This window comes from Nonomuraea sp. H19, assembly GCF_052068215.1.
Classification (GTDB): domain Bacteria; phylum Actinomycetota; class Actinomycetes; order Streptosporangiales; family Streptosporangiaceae; genus Nonomuraea.
In genome coordinates, this window is record NZ_JBQHCV010000023.1 from 194526 (window position 1) to 210783 (window position 16258).

The 16258-nt window shown below is 69.1% G+C and carries 17 protein-coding genes; 6 read left to right on the plus strand and 11 right to left on the minus strand.

From position 1 onward, the window contains the following. Window positions 1–3: 3 nt before the first annotated feature. The gene (locus ACTMTI_RS40510; RefSeq protein ID WP_441126083.1) at window positions 4–1194 is read right to left on the minus strand and encodes a DUF1266 domain-containing protein; all 1191 of its coding nucleotides are present in this window, start codon (window positions 1192–1194) and stop codon (window positions 4–6) included. Between the two features lie 153 nt (window positions 1195–1347). Further along, window positions 1348–2304 carry a helix-turn-helix transcriptional regulator gene (locus tag ACTMTI_RS40515; protein ID WP_441126084.1) on the minus strand — a complete coding sequence of 319 codons (957 nt, stop codon included), beginning with the start codon at window positions 2302–2304 and terminating at the stop codon, window positions 1348–1350. Between the two features lie 63 nt (window positions 2305–2367). Here ACTMTI_RS40515 and ACTMTI_RS40520 point away from each other — a divergent pair, with 63 nt between their 5' ends. After that, entirely contained in the window at window positions 2368–3621 is a 1254-nt protein-coding gene (locus ACTMTI_RS40520) for an epoxide hydrolase family protein (RefSeq protein WP_441126085.1), read from the plus strand. 12 nt (window positions 3622–3633) lie between these two features. Here ACTMTI_RS40520 and ACTMTI_RS40525 read toward each other — a convergent pair whose 3' ends face one another. From ACTMTI_RS40525 to ACTMTI_RS40545, 5 genes are all read right to left on the minus strand, one after another. Continuing rightward, complete coding sequence (locus ACTMTI_RS40525; protein ID WP_441126086.1) at window positions 3634–4215, minus strand: GTP-binding protein; 582 nt, start codon at window positions 4213–4215, stop codon at window positions 3634–3636. Further along, a complete protein-coding gene (locus tag ACTMTI_RS40530; RefSeq protein WP_441126087.1) occupies window positions 4196–4546 on the minus strand; it encodes a DUF742 domain-containing protein in 351 nt (116 codons plus the stop codon). The genes ACTMTI_RS40525 and ACTMTI_RS40530 overlap by 20 nt, the downstream gene beginning before the upstream one ends. Then, entirely contained in the window at window positions 4543–4968 is a 426-nt protein-coding gene (locus tag ACTMTI_RS40535) for a roadblock/LC7 domain-containing protein (RefSeq protein WP_441126088.1), read from the minus strand. The genes ACTMTI_RS40530 and ACTMTI_RS40535 overlap by 4 nt, the downstream gene beginning before the upstream one ends. Continuing rightward, window positions 4949–7480: a nitrate- and nitrite sensing domain-containing protein gene (locus tag ACTMTI_RS40540; RefSeq protein ID WP_441126089.1), complete on the minus strand. Its 2532-nt coding sequence runs from the start codon at window positions 7478–7480 to the stop codon at window positions 4949–4951. Before ACTMTI_RS40540 ends, ACTMTI_RS40535 begins: the two co-directional genes overlap by 20 nt. A gap of 249 nt (window positions 7481–7729) precedes the next feature. After that, window positions 7730–8476 (minus strand): DUF2071 domain-containing protein, encoded by a 747-nt coding sequence (locus ACTMTI_RS40545; protein ID WP_441126090.1) that lies wholly within the window; start codon window positions 8474–8476, stop codon window positions 7730–7732. Between the two features lie 95 nt (window positions 8477–8571). Between ACTMTI_RS40545 and ACTMTI_RS40550 the strand changes: the two genes are divergently transcribed. Next, window positions 8572–9276 (plus strand): ThuA domain-containing protein, encoded by a 705-nt coding sequence (locus tag ACTMTI_RS40550; RefSeq protein WP_441126091.1) that lies wholly within the window; start codon window positions 8572–8574, stop codon window positions 9274–9276. Window positions 9277–9279: 3 nt separating this feature from the next. Here the strand turns inward: ACTMTI_RS40550 and ACTMTI_RS40555 are convergent, their stop codons facing one another. The 3 genes from ACTMTI_RS40555 to ACTMTI_RS40565 all read right to left on the minus strand — a co-directional run bounded on the left by ACTMTI_RS40555 (window position 9280) and on the right by ACTMTI_RS40565 (window position 12108). Beyond that, window positions 9280–9681, minus strand: a complete 402-nt coding sequence (locus ACTMTI_RS40555; protein ID WP_441126092.1) for a hypothetical protein — start codon at window positions 9679–9681, stop codon at window positions 9280–9282. Between the two features lie 115 nt (window positions 9682–9796). After that, the gene (locus ACTMTI_RS40560; protein WP_441126093.1) at window positions 9797–10774 is read right to left on the minus strand and encodes an NlpC/P60 family protein; all 978 of its coding nucleotides are present in this window, start codon (window positions 10772–10774) and stop codon (window positions 9797–9799) included. 128 nt (window positions 10775–10902) lie between these two features. Further along, a complete protein-coding gene (locus tag ACTMTI_RS40565) occupies window positions 10903–12108 on the minus strand; it encodes an FAD-dependent monooxygenase (RefSeq protein WP_441126094.1) in 1206 nt (401 codons plus the stop codon). A gap of 179 nt (window positions 12109–12287) precedes the next feature. Here ACTMTI_RS40565 and ACTMTI_RS40570 point away from each other — a divergent pair, with 179 nt between their 5' ends. The 3 genes from ACTMTI_RS40570 (at window position 12288) to ACTMTI_RS40580 (ending at window position 14405) form a co-directional block, all read left to right on the plus strand. Beyond that, window positions 12288–12839, plus strand: a complete 552-nt coding sequence (locus tag ACTMTI_RS40570) for a YceI family protein (protein ID WP_441126095.1) — start codon at window positions 12288–12290, stop codon at window positions 12837–12839. A 147-nt stretch (window positions 12840–12986) separates the two neighbouring features. After that, window positions 12987–13661, plus strand: coding sequence for a TMEM175 family protein (locus ACTMTI_RS40575; protein WP_441126096.1), 675 nt, complete (start codon window positions 12987–12989; stop codon window positions 13659–13661). 117 nt (window positions 13662–13778) lie between these two features. Continuing rightward, window positions 13779–14405 carry a phosphotransferase gene (locus ACTMTI_RS40580; RefSeq protein ID WP_441126097.1) on the plus strand — a complete coding sequence of 209 codons (627 nt, stop codon included), beginning with the start codon at window positions 13779–13781 and terminating at the stop codon, window positions 14403–14405. On the opposite strand, the gene ACTMTI_RS40585 is transcribed toward ACTMTI_RS40580, so the two are convergent. Further along, on the minus strand, window positions 14406–14831 hold the full coding sequence (locus ACTMTI_RS40585; protein ID WP_441126098.1) for a hypothetical protein: 426 nt from the start codon (window positions 14829–14831) through the stop codon (window positions 14406–14408). It abuts the gene before it with no gap. 138 nt (window positions 14832–14969) lie between these two features. Between ACTMTI_RS40585 and ACTMTI_RS40590 the strand changes: the two genes are divergently transcribed. Continuing rightward, the coding region (locus tag ACTMTI_RS40590) for a PAS domain-containing protein (RefSeq protein ID WP_441126099.1) at window positions 14970–16258 on the plus strand (1289 nt) is incomplete at its 3' end.

Sequence of the window (16258 nt, forward strand, 5' to 3'; positions counted from 1 at the left end):
GGCTCAGCGGAGCCCGTCGAGCTGGAAGGGGATGTTGCGCCACGGGCTGACCGGATCCTGGGTGAGGATGCGGTGCGGGGTGAGCGCCGATTCGTACATATGCCCGAACTCCTCCTCGTCGAAGCGCAGCACCCGGCCCAGGATGTAGCCCGCGGAATACTCCTCCCACGACCGATACACCTGGCGGGCCAGCTCGCCCGCGTGGATCGCCACCTGCTCCGTCTCGTGCGGCTCGGTGAAGCGGGCGCCGAGCCCCCATCGCGCGAAGTTCACCGCCCGGCCGAAGTCGTAGCCGAGCGCCGAGGTCACGAACCCGTCGGGCGGCAGGATGCCGTCGGCGCGGAAACGCTCCTCGTAGCGCGCGATCTTGTTGATCAATGCGAGCAGCAGGTCGATGACGGCCTGGCTCATGCCCTTCTGGGTGAGCACGCTCGCCGCCGCCCGCTGCCACGCGGACGGGTCCCGGTGCGAGCCGGGGTACTGCCGGGCGAGATCGTTCCGCAGCTGCAGCAGGAACTCCGGCTCGGCCGGGCTGTTGCGCCCCTCCAGCAACGCCGTCACCTGCACCTGCCAGCCCTGCCGATCGGTGACGCCCCAGGACTCGCGGAGGGTCTCGACGTCCTCTTCATAGCTGTTGTAGACGTCGCCGACCTCGTTCCAGATCACCCCGTTGTGCACGGCGAGATGCGCGCCGCAGGCCAGCCCGTGCGCGAGGGGTCCGTGCAGCGGCCCGGTGTACTTGGTGAGCATCTGATCGGCGTCGTGCCCCCTGTCCGGAACGCTCTTCTTCAGAGCCTTCCAGTGCCGGCGGCCGCGCTTGGCGTCAGGGAAGAACGTCCCCGACGGGCTCCCCGGATTGACCAGCAGCCCCTCCAACTCGCCACCCCACCACTCCTCGGGCGGGAAAGGCAGCGAGACCGGGCAGGCGACGGCGTCGTACCGCCTCCCGGGCAGCTCGCCCCGGGTGTAGACGACCAGGCAGTCCTTGCCTTCCGGCCCCTGCTCCGTCAGCCAGTCCACGACCAGCTTGCGGCTGTCGACATGCTCTTTCGGCTTGTACGAGAACGTGTCGGCGCCCAGCAGGACGCTCACGTAAGCGTCCCAGTCACCTCGTGCCTTGGCCTCGAACAGCGCCCGCTCGATGTCGGTAGGCGGCACCCAAGCCGTCCCCTGGCCCGCCACATTCGCTTTCATGTAGTCAGACCCTAGCGAAAACCCACATTACGGTCAGACGTAATGAAGGTATTACTTCAGTCCACATTCCACGCAGGACGCCCGCGCGGTTCGCGGTGGGGAGGGCCGGCACGGATTCGAGGAACTACGCGTCGGCCGAGCCTGGACAAGGGCTTACTGGACGGCGCGGAGGCAACGCGTGGCCTGGGCACGGAACGCGTCGGCGAGTTCGGGTGGACCACTCGTGAGCGTGAAGTCGGCGTCCACAGAGGTGATCATCCAGACCAGCCCCGAAGGGGTCTCGGCGCCGAGGTGCAGGAGACAGCTGTGGTCGTCGATGGCCTCGATGACGCCCATGCCGGGCCAGATCCGGTCGGCGACGGCTGCGGCGGACTCGTGCAACGTGACGGTGGCCTGGTACGGCCAGGTCTGCGAGGACAACTGGTGCGCCAGGTAGGTCGCGACGTCGCCGTGGGGTGGTCGTCTGGGCGTGAATCGCGGGCCGGTGGGCGTGCGGGGCGTCAGCCGGTCCACGCGGAAGGTACGCCAGTCGCCGCGATCGTTGTCGAAGGCGACGAGGTACCAGTGCCGGCCGAAACTGACCAGGCTGTGCGGTTCGACGGATCGGACGGTGTCGCCGCCGCGCGGGCTGGTGTAGTCGAAGCGCAGCATTTCGCGCCTGCGGCAGGCATCGGCGATGGCCATCAAGGTGTCCGCGGACACTTGCGGGCCGGGTGCGGCGCCGGCTCGTACCGTGGCGGTGTGCAGGGTGTTCACCCGATACCGCAACCGGGACGGCAGCACCTGCTCGAGTTTGGCGAGCGCGCGCAGGGAGGTCTCCTCGATCCCGGCGACCGAGCCGCCCGCCGCGGTACGGAGCCCGACGGCCACGGCGACCGCCTCGTCGTCGTCGAGCAGCAGCGGCGGCAACGCCGCGCCGGCGCCCAGCCGGTAGCCGGCGGTGCCCTGCGTGGCGTGCACGGGATAGCCCAGCTCGCGCAGCCGCTCCACGTCCTTGCGGACGGTGCGGGTGGTGACGCCCAGCCGGTCGGCGAGCTCGGCGCCGGACCAGTCGCGCGGGGTCTCCAAGAGGGACAGCAGTTTCAGCAGTCTCGCCGAGGTCCGTAACACATCGACAAGTTTGCCGGACTCTTAGGAACGAATCCTTCCTAAGCCCCTTCTAGCGTCAGGTCCATGACCACGAACACGCAGGGCATTCGCCCTTTCCGCATCGACATTCCGCAGGCCGATCTGGACGATCTCAAGGCGCGGCTGGCCCGTACTCGCTGGCCTGACGAGGTGCCGGGGGCCGGCTGGAGCCGGGGCGTGCCGGTGGAGTACCTGAAGGAGCTCGCCGAGTACTGGCGCACGCAGTACGACTGGCGCGCGCACGAGGCGGCGCTCAACGCGTATCCGCAGTTCGTCACCGCCATCGACGGCCAGAACCTGCACTTCCTGCACGTGCGCTCGCCGGAGCCGGGCGCCACGCCCCTGGTGCTGCTGCACGGCTGGCCGGGGGGTGTGGTGGACTTCCTCGACGTGATCGGCCCGCTGTCCGATCCCCGCGCGCACGGTGGGGATCCGGCCGACGCGTTCCACCTGGTGATCCCCTCGCTGCCGGGGTTCGGGTTCTCCACGCCGCTGGCCGGGCCCGGGATGGGTGCGGCCAGGATGGCGGGGGTGCTGGTGGAGCTGATGTCCCGGCTCGGGTACGACCGTTACGGCGTGCACGGGTACGACACCGGGTCGTGGGTGGGGCCCGAGATGGGCAAGCAGGCTCCGGACCGGGTCGTCGGCATCCACGTCAACGCCATGATCGCCTTCCCCGCCGGGATCGACGGCGAGATGGACGGCCTCACCGAGGCCGAGCAGCGGCGCTGGCAGGCGATGCAGAACTTCAACGACGGCTACCTGCAGTGCAACTCCAAGCGGCCGCAGACTGTGGCGTACGGCTTGCACGACTCACCGGTGGGTCAGCTCGCCTGGATCGTGGAGAAGTTCAAGGAGCTCACCGATCCGGAGGACGGGCTGCCCGAGGACAGCGTCGGCCGCGACCGGATGCTCACCGACGTCTCGCTGTACTGGCTGACCGGCACGGCCGGATCGGCGGCGCAGGTCTACTACGAGGAGATGTCCGCGAACGCCTGGAGCGGCGCGGACGACTGGAGCACCGGCGCCGACACCGACTGGAGCGGCGGGTCCGGCGGCGACTCGGACTGGAGCGGCGACGCCACGGACGGTGGAGGCGGCTGGGCGGGTGGTCAGCGTGGGACCGTGCCGACCGGCGTGCTGGTGTCCGTCCATGACGTCACCATCCGTCGCTGGGCCGAGCGCGACCACAACATCGTGCACTGGACCGAGCTCGGCAAGGGCGGCCACTTCCTGGCGATGGAGGCGCCGGCGGCGCTGGTCGAGGACGTCCGCGTGTTCTTCGGAAAGCTGCGCTGACCCGAGGCGGCGTCAGACCCCTTTCACCGCGTACGTGACCAGCGTGGTGAGCACGCCCTTGACCGACTCGCGGTCGCGCACGTCACACAGCACGATGGGGATGGTCTCGGTCAGCCCGAGCGCCCGCCGCACCTTGGCCGGGTCGTAGCGGCGGGCGCCGTCGAAGCAGTTGACCCCGATCACGAACGGGATGCCGCGTTGCTCGAAGTAGTCCACCGCCGGGAAGCAATCCTGCAGCCGGCGGGTGTCGGCGAGCACGACGGCACCGAGCGCGCCGACGGCGAGCTCGTCCCACATGAACCAGAACCGGTCCTGCCCCGGGGTGCCGAACAGGTACAGCCACAGCCCTTCGCGGATGGTGATGCGGCCGAAGTCCAGCGCCACAGTGGTAGTGATCTTGGACTCCACGCCCGAGATGTCGTCGACCCCGACGCCGCGCTCGCTCAGCAGCTCCTCGGTGTGCAGCGGCCGGATCTCGCTGATCGTGCCGACCATGGTGGTCTTGCCGACGCCGAAGCCGCCCGCGATGAGGATCTTGATGGCCAAGGCCGAGGCGACCGCGGTCGCTCCCGGCTCAGAGGCTGCGTAGTCCATGCAGCACTTCCCTGTAGATGCGTTCGTCGATCGTCTGCGCCACGGGGCGCGGGCGCTCGATGGTGACAAGACCCTCTCGCCGCAGGTCTCCCAGGATCACCCGGGTGACGTTGAGCGGCAGCCTGAGGTGCGCCGCGACATCGGCCACCGGCGTCGGCCTGCGGCACACCGCCAGCACGGCGCGATGCTCCGGGACCATGGCTGCGGGCTCGTAGGAGCCGCTGACCGTCGTGACGATGGCCACCAGGTCGAACGTCTCGCCCTGCGGGCGCGCCCTGCCCCCGGTCAGCCCGAACAGCCGGATCAGCGGCCCGGGATCCTCTCCGGTCATGTTCGTGCGCCATTCCAGGCGGGTGCCGGCGCCGCTCCCCTCGGCTGCGCGGAGAGGTGTTCGCCGACTCGCTTGACCAGCAGCGCCATCTCGTACGTGACCATGCCCAGCTCGGCGTCACCCGCGGCGAGCACGGCCAGCCGGGCGCCCTGGCCGGCTGCCGTGACGAAGAGGAAGCCCCCCTCCATCTCGATGATCGTCTGCCGTACGCCGCCCAGGCCGAAGTGCCGTCCCGCACCCATGGCGAGGCTGTGGCTCCCGGCGGAGATGGCGGACAGGTGCTCGGCGTCCTCACGGGTCAGCTGCTGCGAGCCGCCCATGGCCAGCCCGTCGGCGGACAGCACGATGGCGTGCCGGATGCCGGGGACCCGCTGGGTCAGGTCGTCGAGCAGCCAGCTCAGTTCACTTCTCGGGTCGGGCATCGGGATGGTCGTCCTTTCGGTTCCACGTGTCTTGTCCCTGTTCTGCCTGGCGGCGGCCCTGCTGCCAGCCACGTTGCATGGACGACATGAGCTGTGAGAGCTCCTCCGGCGCGCGCACCGAGACGCTGCGCGGTGTCGGGCGCCTGGTGGCACGCAACTGGGGAGCCATGTTGGCCTGCGGTATCCGCATCGGCAGGCCGTCGAGGTCCTCGTCCGCCTCCTGGGCCGGCACGGTGACGCTCCACTGTGAGGAGGGGCCGGAGGACGTGGCGGAGCCGGGAACCGGCGTCGGAATCGGCTGGGTCATCGGCCCGCCGACGGGCCCGCTCTCCGGTCCGTCCGCCGGCCCGGTTCCGGTCATCGGGCTCGGCCTCAGCATGGGGCCGGACTCGAACCAGGTCGGCCGCGCGGGGTCCGCGGCACGGGCGGGAGCATCCGGCACACCGCCGCCGCTCGGGACCTCCCGGCCGTTCGGGGCGTCCGGCGCGAGGGGCGAGCGGGGCTCCGGAGCGAGGGCCACCCCGCGGGACCGGCCGACGGCGGGTGCCGTGCCGAGCGCGCGCATGGGCCTGCCCTCGCGGGCGGCGCCGCGCTCCGCCGGGCGCGCCGCGACGACCGGGGTCTCGGAGCCGGCGAGGAGACCGGGCGGCAGCAGCACGATCGCGGTGGTCCCGTCGTACGGCGAGGGGCGCAGCACGACCTTGATGCCGTGCCGGGCCGCGAGCCTGGCCACCACGAACAGGCCGAGCCGGTCGCTGTCCGCCAGGTCGAACTCCGGCGGGTTCGCCAGCTTGGCGTTGATCTCGTTGAGGGCGGACTCGTTCAGTCCCAGGCCCCGGTCCTCCACCTCGAGCGCGAAGCCGTTGGCCGCCGTCATGCTGCGGATGTGCACGGCCGTGTCGGGCGGGGAGAAGACGGTGGCGTTCTCCACCAGCTCGGCGATCAGGTGGATCACGTCGGTGACCGCGGCGCCGATCAGCAGCGGGGCATTGGGCATCGGCGTGATGGTGACGCGGGTGTAGTCCTCGACCTCCAGCACGGCCGCGCGCACGACGTCGAACAGCGGCACCGGGTCGCGCCAGCGGCGCGCGGGGGCGGAGTCGGACAGGATGATCAGGTTCTCCGCGTGCCGCCGCATGCGGGTGGTCAGGTGGTCGAGTTTGAACAGGTCCTCCAGGACCTCCGGCTCCTCGGCCCGGCGCTCCATGGTGTCGAGCAGCGTGAGCTGGCGGTGGAGCAGCGCCTGGTTGCGCCAGGCCAGGTTGAGGAAGACCTGGCCGACGCCCTTGCGCAAGGTCGCCTGGCCCACCGCGGCCTCGACCGCCGTACGCTGCACCGCGGAGAACGCGTGCACCACGCGATCGACCTCGGCGGTGTCGGCGCGACCGAGACCGGGGGCCTCGGTCGCCGGGTCCACGTCGTCGCCGCGGCGCAGCCGCTCGACCAGCCGGGGCAGCCGCTGCTCGGCGAGCTCCACCGCCGACTCCTGCAGCCGCCTGAGCTCGGCGACCAGCGAGCGACCGAACCGGTACGACAGCGCCACCGACACGACCACCGCGATCAGGCCCAGGACCAGGACCAGCCCGATCCGCCAGTACGCCCCGGTCTTCTGAGACTCCGCCTCGGCCGCGGCGCGGTCGAGCTCCTGCTGCGTGTCGAGGTAGATCGCGGCGAGCATCGAGTCGGCGCCGCTCTTCCACTGGGCGGGGTCGACGGGCGGCGGGCCACCGGTGGTGTCCCAGTTGAACAGCCGGTCCTCCACCTCCAGCAGCCGCTTGTACGGGGCGCCGTTGACCAGCCTGTCGAAGTCCACCCGCAGTTCGGGCCCCACGTCGCGCTCGGCGTTGGCGAAGACGGTCCTGCGGCTGTTGAACGCGGCGATGAACGCGGCCCTGTCGCGGGGGGTCATCTTGCGTTGCACGATCGTGCTGGTGATGATGGCGTGTTCCTGCCCCAGGTACTCCGCCGTGGCGGTGTAGGCCGCCATGCCGCGTACCGAGCGGAAGGCCGAGACGTCGCTCAGCGCGTCGCGGTCGCTGAACTGGTGGTTGGCGACGCTGATCAGTTCGTTGTACGCGTCGATGATCTTCAGCGGCGGAGCTAAGATGCCCGCGTCGGCCGACTCGCGCAGCGACCGCAGCCCGTCGAGCGCCTGCACCAGCGCCCGCACCTGGGCCGGCGTCTCCGCGCCCTGCGATGCGACGTCAACGGATCCGATGACCTGGCGCAGCCGCTCGGCCTTGCCGTCGGTGACCCGCCGCTGATGGGCCAGCGGTACGGACGCCGCTGTACTGCGCGGCGCCTCCGCCGAAAGCTGGCGCTCCCGCTGTAGCTCCACGATCAGCTGCAACACCGGCGAGCCGATGGCCTCCCAGTGGTCCTGCGCCTGGGACACCGTGACGATCTCCGCGACGCTGGAGTATGCGATGAACCCCCACAGGACGACCATGGAGACCAGCGGAAGCAGGAGGATCCTGAGCAGCTTGGTACGGATCGGTGGGGGCGAGCTCATCCAACATGTCCAATTCCGCGCACGGTGATGCGCTGCTGGGGCAGTCGTGAACTGGTACCGCCCCCGAGGATGCCCGCCACGACAGGTGCGTCTGTGGTTCGTCCACTATGCCGATGGGGGCAGATGTACTTCAAGGTGCAGATGCGAAGAATCATCGCTAATGGTGGGTTGACTGTTTGTCAGCGCACGGTTCGTGACCGTAACGATGGCCATCTCGCGCACAGTGACGATCTTCGGTGTTACGGGGGCTCACGCGCCGGGGCGGAAGCGGCGCGGCGGGGTGTGGATGTCGAAGCTCAGACGCGGCTGAGCCAGGACCGAGTGCGGTGGTGTGTCCGGCGTGATCAGGCCGAGGCGTTCGAAGACGGGAAAGCTCGCCGAGGCGACGCCGAGATGGCGAGGGCGCATGACAGGGTGCCAGATGCTGTAGGTCCCCACCCTGCCGTCGCGGCGCCGGTACCAGCCCAAAGTGGGATGGGTGAGCCGGTCCAGCCAGTCCGGCTCGTCCGTGAAACCGTCCAGGAGGGTGAGCGGCCGGGGAAGCTCGGCCGCGTCGCAGTGGGCGTCGTTGGCGTCGAGCCGCCAGCGCGCCGGGGTGCGGTCCCAGTCCGCCTCGATGCGGATGCGGTCCCGGCGCCACGGCATGCCCCAAAGGTGCTGCGGGATCGCCACGACGGGATGGTCGAGCCTGGTGCCGAAGAACCAGACGCCCGGCCTGCCGTACGCGGTGACGTACGCCCGGTAGTTGATCTGACCGCAGTCGATGCTCACCTGCGGAAGGAAGCGGAAATGGAAGTCCCGGTCCTTGAAAGCGACCGCGGAGACCAGGGCGCCCGGTCCGTCGCCGAAGGTCATCTTCATGGGAGCGAAGCCCTCGGGCAGGTGCCGGGCCAACGCGTCGGCGTCCACCCGGTAGCTGACGATGGCGAAGTCGTCCAGGTCGGTCTGCGCGTGGTACCAGCGCGGGTGCGGCCGGGGGGGACCGATGAAGCTCATACTTCGCCCAGTATGATCGCCGCCGCCCGGGCTTGCCGCGGAACCGGCGACATGATGGGAACCATGACGACCTCCTCTGAGCGATAGGCGAAAACATGACAGTCGAACACGGCCGAAAGGCCCTCGTGGTGCGGGGCGGCTGGGAAGGGCACGCCCCGGTGGCGGCCACGGATCTCTTCGTTCCCTTTCTTGAGCAGCATGGGTTCGAGGTGTGCCGGGCGGACTCTCCAGCGCCGTACGCGGACTCCGCGTTCATGTCCGGTGTCGACCTCATCGTGCAGTGCTACACGATGGGCACGATCGAGCAGGCGGAACTCCGCGGGCTGGAGGACGCGATTCGCGCAGGCACGGGAATGGCGGGCTGGCATGGCGGTATCGCTGACTCCTTCCGTAATTCTTCCGACTACCTGCACCTCATCGGCGGGCAGTTCGCCTGTCATCCGGGCAAGGACCCGGCCGAGCGGGAGGGCTCGCAGGCCGACAACTTCGTGCCGTACACCGTGAACATGCTGCCCGAGGCGAGCGGCCATCCCATCACCGAAGGCATCGCGGACTTCGACCTCGTCACCGAGCAGTACTGGGTTCTCACGGACGACTACATCGACGTGCTGGCGACGACGACGCAGCAGGTCCGGCCATGGGACCCCTGGCACCGGGAGGTCACCTCGCCGGCGATCTGGACCCGGCGCTGGGGGAACGGGAAGATCTTCGTCACGACTCCGGGGCACAGCCTCGACGTCCTGCAAAACGACAGCGTGCGCACCATCGTCGAACGAGGAATGTTGTGGGCCAGCCGGTGACGGCTACATGCCCGTGGTGAAGATGGACTTCCACTTCGAGCACTCGCCGGTGGGGCGCTTCTTGTCGCCGCGGCAGACCTGGACCTTGATCTGCAGCACGCCACCGTAATCCTTGCGGAAGGTGCCGGTGCCGGGCGTGCAGTTGTAGTACCCGTGGGTCTTCCAGCTGCCGTTGCGCGCGCTCTGTGCGCGCAACACGGCCCAGGCGCAGCCCCTGCCGCGGGTGTCCTCGACGTTGCCGTACACGACATAGCCGGACTGGCTGATGGCGACCTTGCCCCAGGCGCTGGCCATGCCGTCGGCGGAGTGGACGGTCCGCCACTTCCAGATGGCCGGCGTGGCCGCGGCCGGGGCGGCCACGGTCAGCGGGAGAGCGATGGCGGTGAGAAGGGCGAGCAAACGCATGAGGGGACTCCGAGGTGGAACGTGAACCAGACACTCCTATAGATAGGGCCCCATACTTGTGAGCGGCTTGGAAGCCGCTGGTTCCTTCCACCGCAGGCATCGCCACGGCCTCATGTCACGGGCGAATTGCGCCGAGCAGGCGGTTGCGCCAGTAGTCGTCGAGATCGACGACTTTGACGACGTCTCCGGTCTGGGGTGCGTGGACCATTTTTCCGTTGCCGGCGTACATGCCCATGTGTCCCAGGCCTTTGCTGAAGAGCAGGTCCCCGGGCTGTAACGCGTCCAGGGGGACGCGACGGGGGGCGCCCCAGCTCCATTGGGTCCAGGTCGTGCGGGGCAGCTCGACGCCTGCGGTGCGCCAGGCGGCCTGGGTGAGGCCGGAGCAGTCGAAGGAGCTGGGTCCTTCGGCGCCGTATTGGTAGGGCTTGCCGACCTGGGCGAAGGCGAATTGGAGTGCCAGGCGGGCGTTGCCGGAGGCCGGGCCGGTGTACTTGATGCCGGTGCTGTTGGGGTTGCCGGCTCGGAAGGCGCCCAGCCGTCGTAAGAGCTTGGTCTGCTCGGCGACCAGCTTGTCGACCTTCGCCTTCTGGTCGCGTACCTTGTCGCGCGCCGTGTCGGCCTCCGCCAGGACGCGCTGGGCCTCATCGCGCCGATCGCGCAGTTCCTTGGTGGCCGCCTCGAAGGCGCGCACCTTCGCGGCCCTGGCCTGCGCGAGCTGATCGAGGGAGGCCATGCCGCTCAGAGTCGCTTCAGGGCTGTCCTGGAAGGCGAATCGCTGCCAGCCGGTGATCGGGCCGGTCTGGTAGTCGCCGACCGCCGCCGTGACGAGATCCCTGCGCAGCGCGTCGGCCTGCGCGTCCTTGCGGCCGAGCTCGGCGTTGAGCACGTCGTGCTTCTTCTTGGCCGTCTTGTAGGTCTCGGTGGCCTGGTTGTACTGCTCGACCAGTTGGTCGGCCTGCTCGTTCAGCTTCACCAGCTTGGCCCGGGCCTTGGCGGGCGACGGCGGTGCGGCGACGGCGGCGCCGGCGTTGGCGACCAACACCGCCGCTGCCAGCGCGACGGCCAATGCTGTTCGCCCAAGCCTTGTCGGCACGGCCACGACGATGCCTCCTGCCCTCGCGAGCGGTACGAACTGTCCGGCATAGCGGATGGCTCATGTGGAGGTACGCGTGCCACTTCCGGCGCGTTCAAAGGAAGGCCCCAGGAGCAACCACGTCCACGTCACCCGGGGGGCGTGGACCGCGAGACCTTCGAGCCGAGCCAGTGCTTGACCTTGTGCAGCGACTCACTGGCGTGCTCGGACGTTTGGCCCATCCGGTAGTACAGCCGCGGCGGGACGTGCGGGAGCAGCCGAGAGCGCCGCTGGAAGAGCAGCGTGAACATCTGCTCCGGTGGGAGGTTGACGTAGCGCGGGAGGCTTTCGTACCACTGGGCGCTGTAGCGGGCCGCTTTCTGGGCTGACCGGATTTCGGATTTGCGTTCTCGCTCGTAACGGGCGAGGGCGGGCTGGAGTGGCGTGCCTCCGTGCAGCGCGTTGACCAGGAAGATGGCGTCCCCCAGCGCGAGGGCGGTGCCCGCGCCGATGGAGTAGTGGGTGGTGTGGGCCGCGTCTCCGATCAGGACGAGGTTGTCGCGGTACCACGACCGGTTGGTCAGGGTGCGGAAGTTCAGCCAGTGCGCGCTGCCGTCCGGGTTCGCCCGGCCGATCAGCGGGTGCCCGTCCAGTATGTCGGCGAAGAGCTTCTCCAAGAGGGCCAGGCCGTCGGCCTGGTTAGCCCGGTCGAGGCCGAGTCCCCTCCAGGTCGCGGGGGAGCATTCGACGACGCAGGTGCTGTGGTCCTTGCCGAACCCGTAGCCGTAACACCAGATCCAGCCATGCTCGGTCTCCACGAAGGCGAAGGTGAAGGACTCGAAGATCTTGGTGGTGCCGAGCCAGGTGTAGGTGTTCCGCCCGACCTTGAACTCGGGGCCGAAGTGGCCGGCGTGGCGCTCGCGCAGCACGCTGTTGACACCGTCGCCGGCGACGACGAGGTCGGCGTCGGCCAACTCGCCCGCGTCGGTGATCTCGCGCTCGAACTCGATGCGTACGCCGAGGGACCGGGCCCGCTCGGCGAGGATGTCGAGCAGCTTGTGCCGGCCGATGCCGAAGCCCTCTTCCCCGTGCTCCACCATGACCGTCGCACGGTCGCGGACGTGCACGACCCAACTGTCCCAGCGGACCGAGCTCTCGCTGATGGCGCTCCCGGACTCGGGGTCGAGAGCCTGGAGAGTCTGGAGCAGTTCGTCCCAGTAGGTCACGCCCCAGCCATACGTCGACCCGGCCGGGTTCCGCTCATAGACGGTGATGTCATGGGACGGGTCCACCCGCTTCATAATGATCGAGAAGTACAGGCTGGCGGGTCCGCCGCCGACGCAGGCGACCTTCACGAGCCCTCCCTTATGGCGCAACGTAATCAATTCATTGCATAGAGTAGCAGTTGAGGTGTACGGCGAGGGGTCCTCATCCGGCCGAGCCGCCGGTCATGAGATGGCCAATTATCGGAACGCCCCCAGCGGCCGACGGTATGCGCCACCGCGGGCGTTTCGGCGCGGGCTAACCTGGCAAGGTGAGCATCACCGCTGGTAGCTACACGTTGGGGCCCGAATCCGGTCGGCTCCTGGTCAATACGACGCGTACTGGGTTCGGCGCGAAGGCCGGCCACGACCTCACCATCGAGGTCACCCGCTGGCGCGGCGAGGCCACGATCGACCCCGCCGACCCGGCCAACTCCTCGGTGACCGTCGAGGTCGACGCCGAGTCGCTCGAAGTCCGGAAAGGAACCGGCGGCGTCAAACCGCTGACGAGCTCCGATCGTGCGGAGATCGAGAAAATCGTCCGAGAGAAGATTCTGCACACCGGCCGCTACCCGACGATCACGTTCCGGTCGGCAGGGGTCGATGGGACCGCGGAGTCGTTCCGCGTCGAGGGCGACCTCACCATGGTCGGTGTCACCCGGCCCGTCGCCGTACAGGGCTCGCTGACCGAGGGCCGCGTCCACGGCTCGGCGGCCATCGTGCAGTCCGGATGGGGGATTCGGCCCTACTCGGCGTTGTTCGGCGCACTCAAGCTCAGCGACGAAGTCGAGGTGCGGTTCGACATCGCTCTCGTAACCTCGTAACAGAGCAGCGACCCCGGCGCAGCGGCTCGGGCCGCCCAGCGCGACCATGGCGCTGTCCGGCAGGACGGCGACCCGCGGCAACCCGCCGGTAGAGACGCGCCAGGCGTGCATCCACGCGTTGTTACGGTGGGTGCCTGGAGGTTGGCGTTGAGCGATGGGGGCTCGTCATCTGAGGCCGCGGTCGAGCCCGGCCTGAGCCACGAGCGGGTCGGGGTGTTCGCCGACGCCCTGTTCGCCATCGCGATGACGTTGCTGGTCGTCGAGATCCCGCGGCCGCCCACCGCGCTCATCCAGGGCGACGACGACCGGATGGTCATGGCGAGCCGCCTTTGGGGCTTTCTCACCGGCAACTCCGGGCAGTTCCTGGCCTTCGTCATCGCGTTCCTGATCCTCTGGACCGCCTGGCGCGGGCATCACCGCATGTTCGACCAGATCACCCGGGCGTCGTCCCGGATCCTGTTCCTGCACGTCCCCTTGCTCATCGTCGTCGTGCTGCTGCCGTACTCGACCGGGCTGATCGGCGACTCGGTGAGCAATCCGCTGGCCATCTGCCTGTTCGCCGCCGCGGTGGCCGCGCTGTTGCTCTCCGAGGCCGCGCTGCTCTGGGCGGTCCTCGCGGACGGGGTTCTGCGGCCGGGGGAGGACCGGCGGGCGTTGCGGGTGAGGGCCTTCATGCTGGCGGCCACCGGGCTCTTCTGGCTGCTCACCGCGGGGCTGACGTGGGTGATGGACGGAGTGCCCTACCTGTGGCTGCTCAATCCGCTGGTCGGGGTCGTCTCCCAGCGCCTCGCGGGGCGAGGTCCCCGTCGCCCCGCCCGGTGAGATCACCGCAGGTCAGAAACCCGGTTGCACGGCACGATTGCCGGAGGCAATGATCGCGGGACGGTTTCGACTCCTCTCGACGGCCGTGCCGGAATCGACGCCGCCCTGGTGAAACGCTTGATCGCTGCGCAGTTCCCGCAGTGGAGCGACCTGCCCGTGACCCCGGTGGAGATCGACGGCTGGGACAACCGGACCTACCGCCTAGGTGACGAGATGACGGCCCGGCTGCCCACCGCCGCCGGCTACGTCCCCGCAATCGACAAGGAACACCAGTGGCTGCCCCGGCTGGCGTCGTCGCTACCTGTCCCCATTCCGGCGATCGTGGCCAAGGGCGCTCCTGGTGAGGGCTATCCCTTTCCCTGGTCCATCCGCGGCTGGATCGAGGGCGAGACGGCAGCCCAGGGGCGCATCGACGACATGACGCAGTTCGCGACCTCGGTGGCGGAGTTTCTCCTCGCCCTGCAACGCTGCGACGCCACGGAAGGTCCGCTCGGGGGTGAGCACTCCTGGTCGATACGCGGTCTTCCAGTAGCCGGATTCCCGCATCGACTGCGCACCAGCGATGAGCCGGACCGCCCTCCTGGCGACGCCTGGGGGCAATCGCCGCAGCAGTCGCCAGACGCCCCGGAGCACCCGTCCATCACGCATGGCGACCATGCCCTCATCGTGCCCGTTGCAGCGTCGCCTTCCTCGTCACCGCCCAAGCGGCCAGGGGCCGAGGAGGATCGGCCCCTGGCTCTCTGATCACCTGTAGTACTCGTAGTGGACCGTGGTCTCGGCCTCGGTGCCGAAGTCGATCTCGTCGTCGAGGTAGCGCGTCCACAGACCGGCGAGTTGCGGAGCGATGAAGCCTGTGACCTGGGTAGTTATACTCGGGACATATACCCCATATATGAAGATTCCTCCCATATCAATACCGCAGACGCGTCCCAGAGCCCGGCTCCGCAGGATCGACCCTGGTGAAGACCCTGGCGACGTGGTGAAGGGCAAGGGATGGGGATGGGCGAACAGCGTACGCAAGATCTGCGGATCACCCGGGCGGACCAGGTTTCCGAGCAGCGGAAACGGCTGCTGGCAGCGGTCGGTGACGATCTGTGGGGGATCGAGCTGCTGCGGTTCGCGATCCAGCAGGCGGTGGCCGATCTTGCCGGGCTGGGCGGCATGATGCATCTCGGTAGTCCTGCCCGCGGCGGCGGGCTGCGCCTTGTAGCGACCAGCGGACTCCCCCCGGCCTTGGGCCAGGTATGGGAGCACATTGACGGGAACGGCCCGATGGCCCCGGCGCGCGCGTTCCGGGACGGTGTGTTCGTGCAAGTGCCTCTGGCGGACTTCGCCGCGGAGATACCCGCACCTGGCGCGACGGCGAACGGCCGACCGGACGGCTCCGAAGCCGAGTCCTGGTCCTGGCCGGTCGATACAGCGATGGTGGCCGTCCCGCTGGTCGGCCCCGGCGGGCCGCTCGGCGCGCTGTCGGTGGTGACGGTCTCCTCGCAGGAGCCGTCGGCCGGGCAACGGGCCTTTCTCGACACGCTGGGCCGATGGGCCGGCGAGCGCCTGAGCAAATCCTCCGCATCGCCGCCTGATTCGGGACTCGTGGGCTGGCAGGAACAGCTCACGGGCTCGCATCTGCGGCAGGATCTGCAGGCGGTCGGCACATGGGACTGGGACATCCGGACCGGTGATGTCGTCTGGAACGACGCGATGCTCACCGTCCTCGGCCTCGATCCGGACGCCTTCGATGGACGAATCGAGTCCTGGACGGGCATTGTCCACCCTGAGGATCTGCCGTGGGTGCTGGCTGACGTGGACGAGGCGATCCGCACGGGGCGGATGCACAACTCCGAGTACCGGGTGTGCCGCCCGGACGGTACGTCCGGCTGGGTGCGGGTTCGTGGCCGACTGGTGCGCGATGACAACGGCGAACCGGCACGCATGATCGGCACCCTGTGGGACGTCACCAAGACCCATGACATCCTGGAAACGGTCACCGGACCACGGGTGAGCAAAGCCGAGCGCGCTTCCGCGGAGCGGGAGCGGAGCTCCCGTATCGGGCAGCTGGCCAGGGCGCTGGCCGAGGCGGTCACCATTCGCGACGTCGTGGACGCAGCCGCCGATCACATCTTGCCGGCGTTCGGCGCCTCCGGACTGATGCTCGCCTTCCTGGAGGGCGACCATCTGCGGACGGTCGGGTTCACCGGGTATTCACAAGAGTTCATTGACCGGGTGGCCCGGATGCCACCCGGCGAAGGGGTCCCGATCGCGGAGGTTCTACGCAATCGCACCCCGACGTTCGTCAGCTCGGCCGAGGAGTACATCGAGCGCTACCCCGCGACGGCGGACCTTCCGGCGGCGGGAGGCAAGAAAGCGTGGGCCTTCCTGCCATTGATCGCCTCGGGACGCCCGGTGGGCAGCTGTAGCGTCTCCTTCGCCGAGCCGCACCAGTTCACCGGTGAGGAGCGTAACCTGCTCACCGCGCTCAGCGGGCTGGTCGCCCAGGCCATGGAACGCGCGCGCCTGTACGACAGGGAGCACACCCGCGCCAAGGAGCTGCAACGCGGGCTGCTGCCGCGCACGCTGCCCAACCTGCCCGCGGTCAC

Bases quoted from the DNA above. Each gene is read 5' to 3' on its own strand.
- ACTMTI_RS40510 (WP_441126083.1), bottom strand. From the start codon at position 1,194: ATGAAAGCGAATGTGGCGGGCCAGGGGACGGCTTGGGTGCCGCCTACC.
- ACTMTI_RS40520 (WP_441126085.1), top strand. From the start codon at position 2,368: ATGACCACGAACACGCAGGGCATTCGCCCTTTCCGCATCGACATTCCG.
- ACTMTI_RS40525 (WP_441126086.1), bottom strand. From the start codon at position 4,215: ATGGACTACGCAGCCTCTGAGCCGGGAGCGACCGCGGTCGCCTCGGCC.
- ACTMTI_RS40530 (WP_441126087.1), bottom strand. From the start codon at position 4,546: ATGACCGGAGAGGATCCCGGGCCGCTGATCCGGCTGTTCGGGCTGACC.
- ACTMTI_RS40535 (WP_441126088.1), bottom strand. From the start codon at position 4,968: ATGCCCGACCCGAGAAGTGAACTGAGCTGGCTGCTCGACGACCTGACC.
- ACTMTI_RS40540 (WP_441126089.1), bottom strand. From the start codon at position 7,480: ATGAGCTCGCCCCCACCGATCCGTACCAAGCTGCTCAGGATCCTCCTG.
- ACTMTI_RS40545 (WP_441126090.1), bottom strand. From the start codon at position 8,476: ATGAGCTTCATCGGTCCCCCCCGGCCGCACCCGCGCTGGTACCACGCG.
- ACTMTI_RS40550 (WP_441126091.1), top strand. From the start codon at position 8,572: ATGACAGTCGAACACGGCCGAAAGGCCCTCGTGGTGCGGGGCGGCTGG.
- ACTMTI_RS40555 (WP_441126092.1), bottom strand. From the start codon at position 9,681: ATGCGTTTGCTCGCCCTTCTCACCGCCATCGCTCTCCCGCTGACCGTG.
- ACTMTI_RS40585 (WP_441126098.1), bottom strand. From the start codon at position 14,831: ATGCATCATGCCGCCCAGCCCGGCAAGATCGGCCACCGCCTGCTGGAT.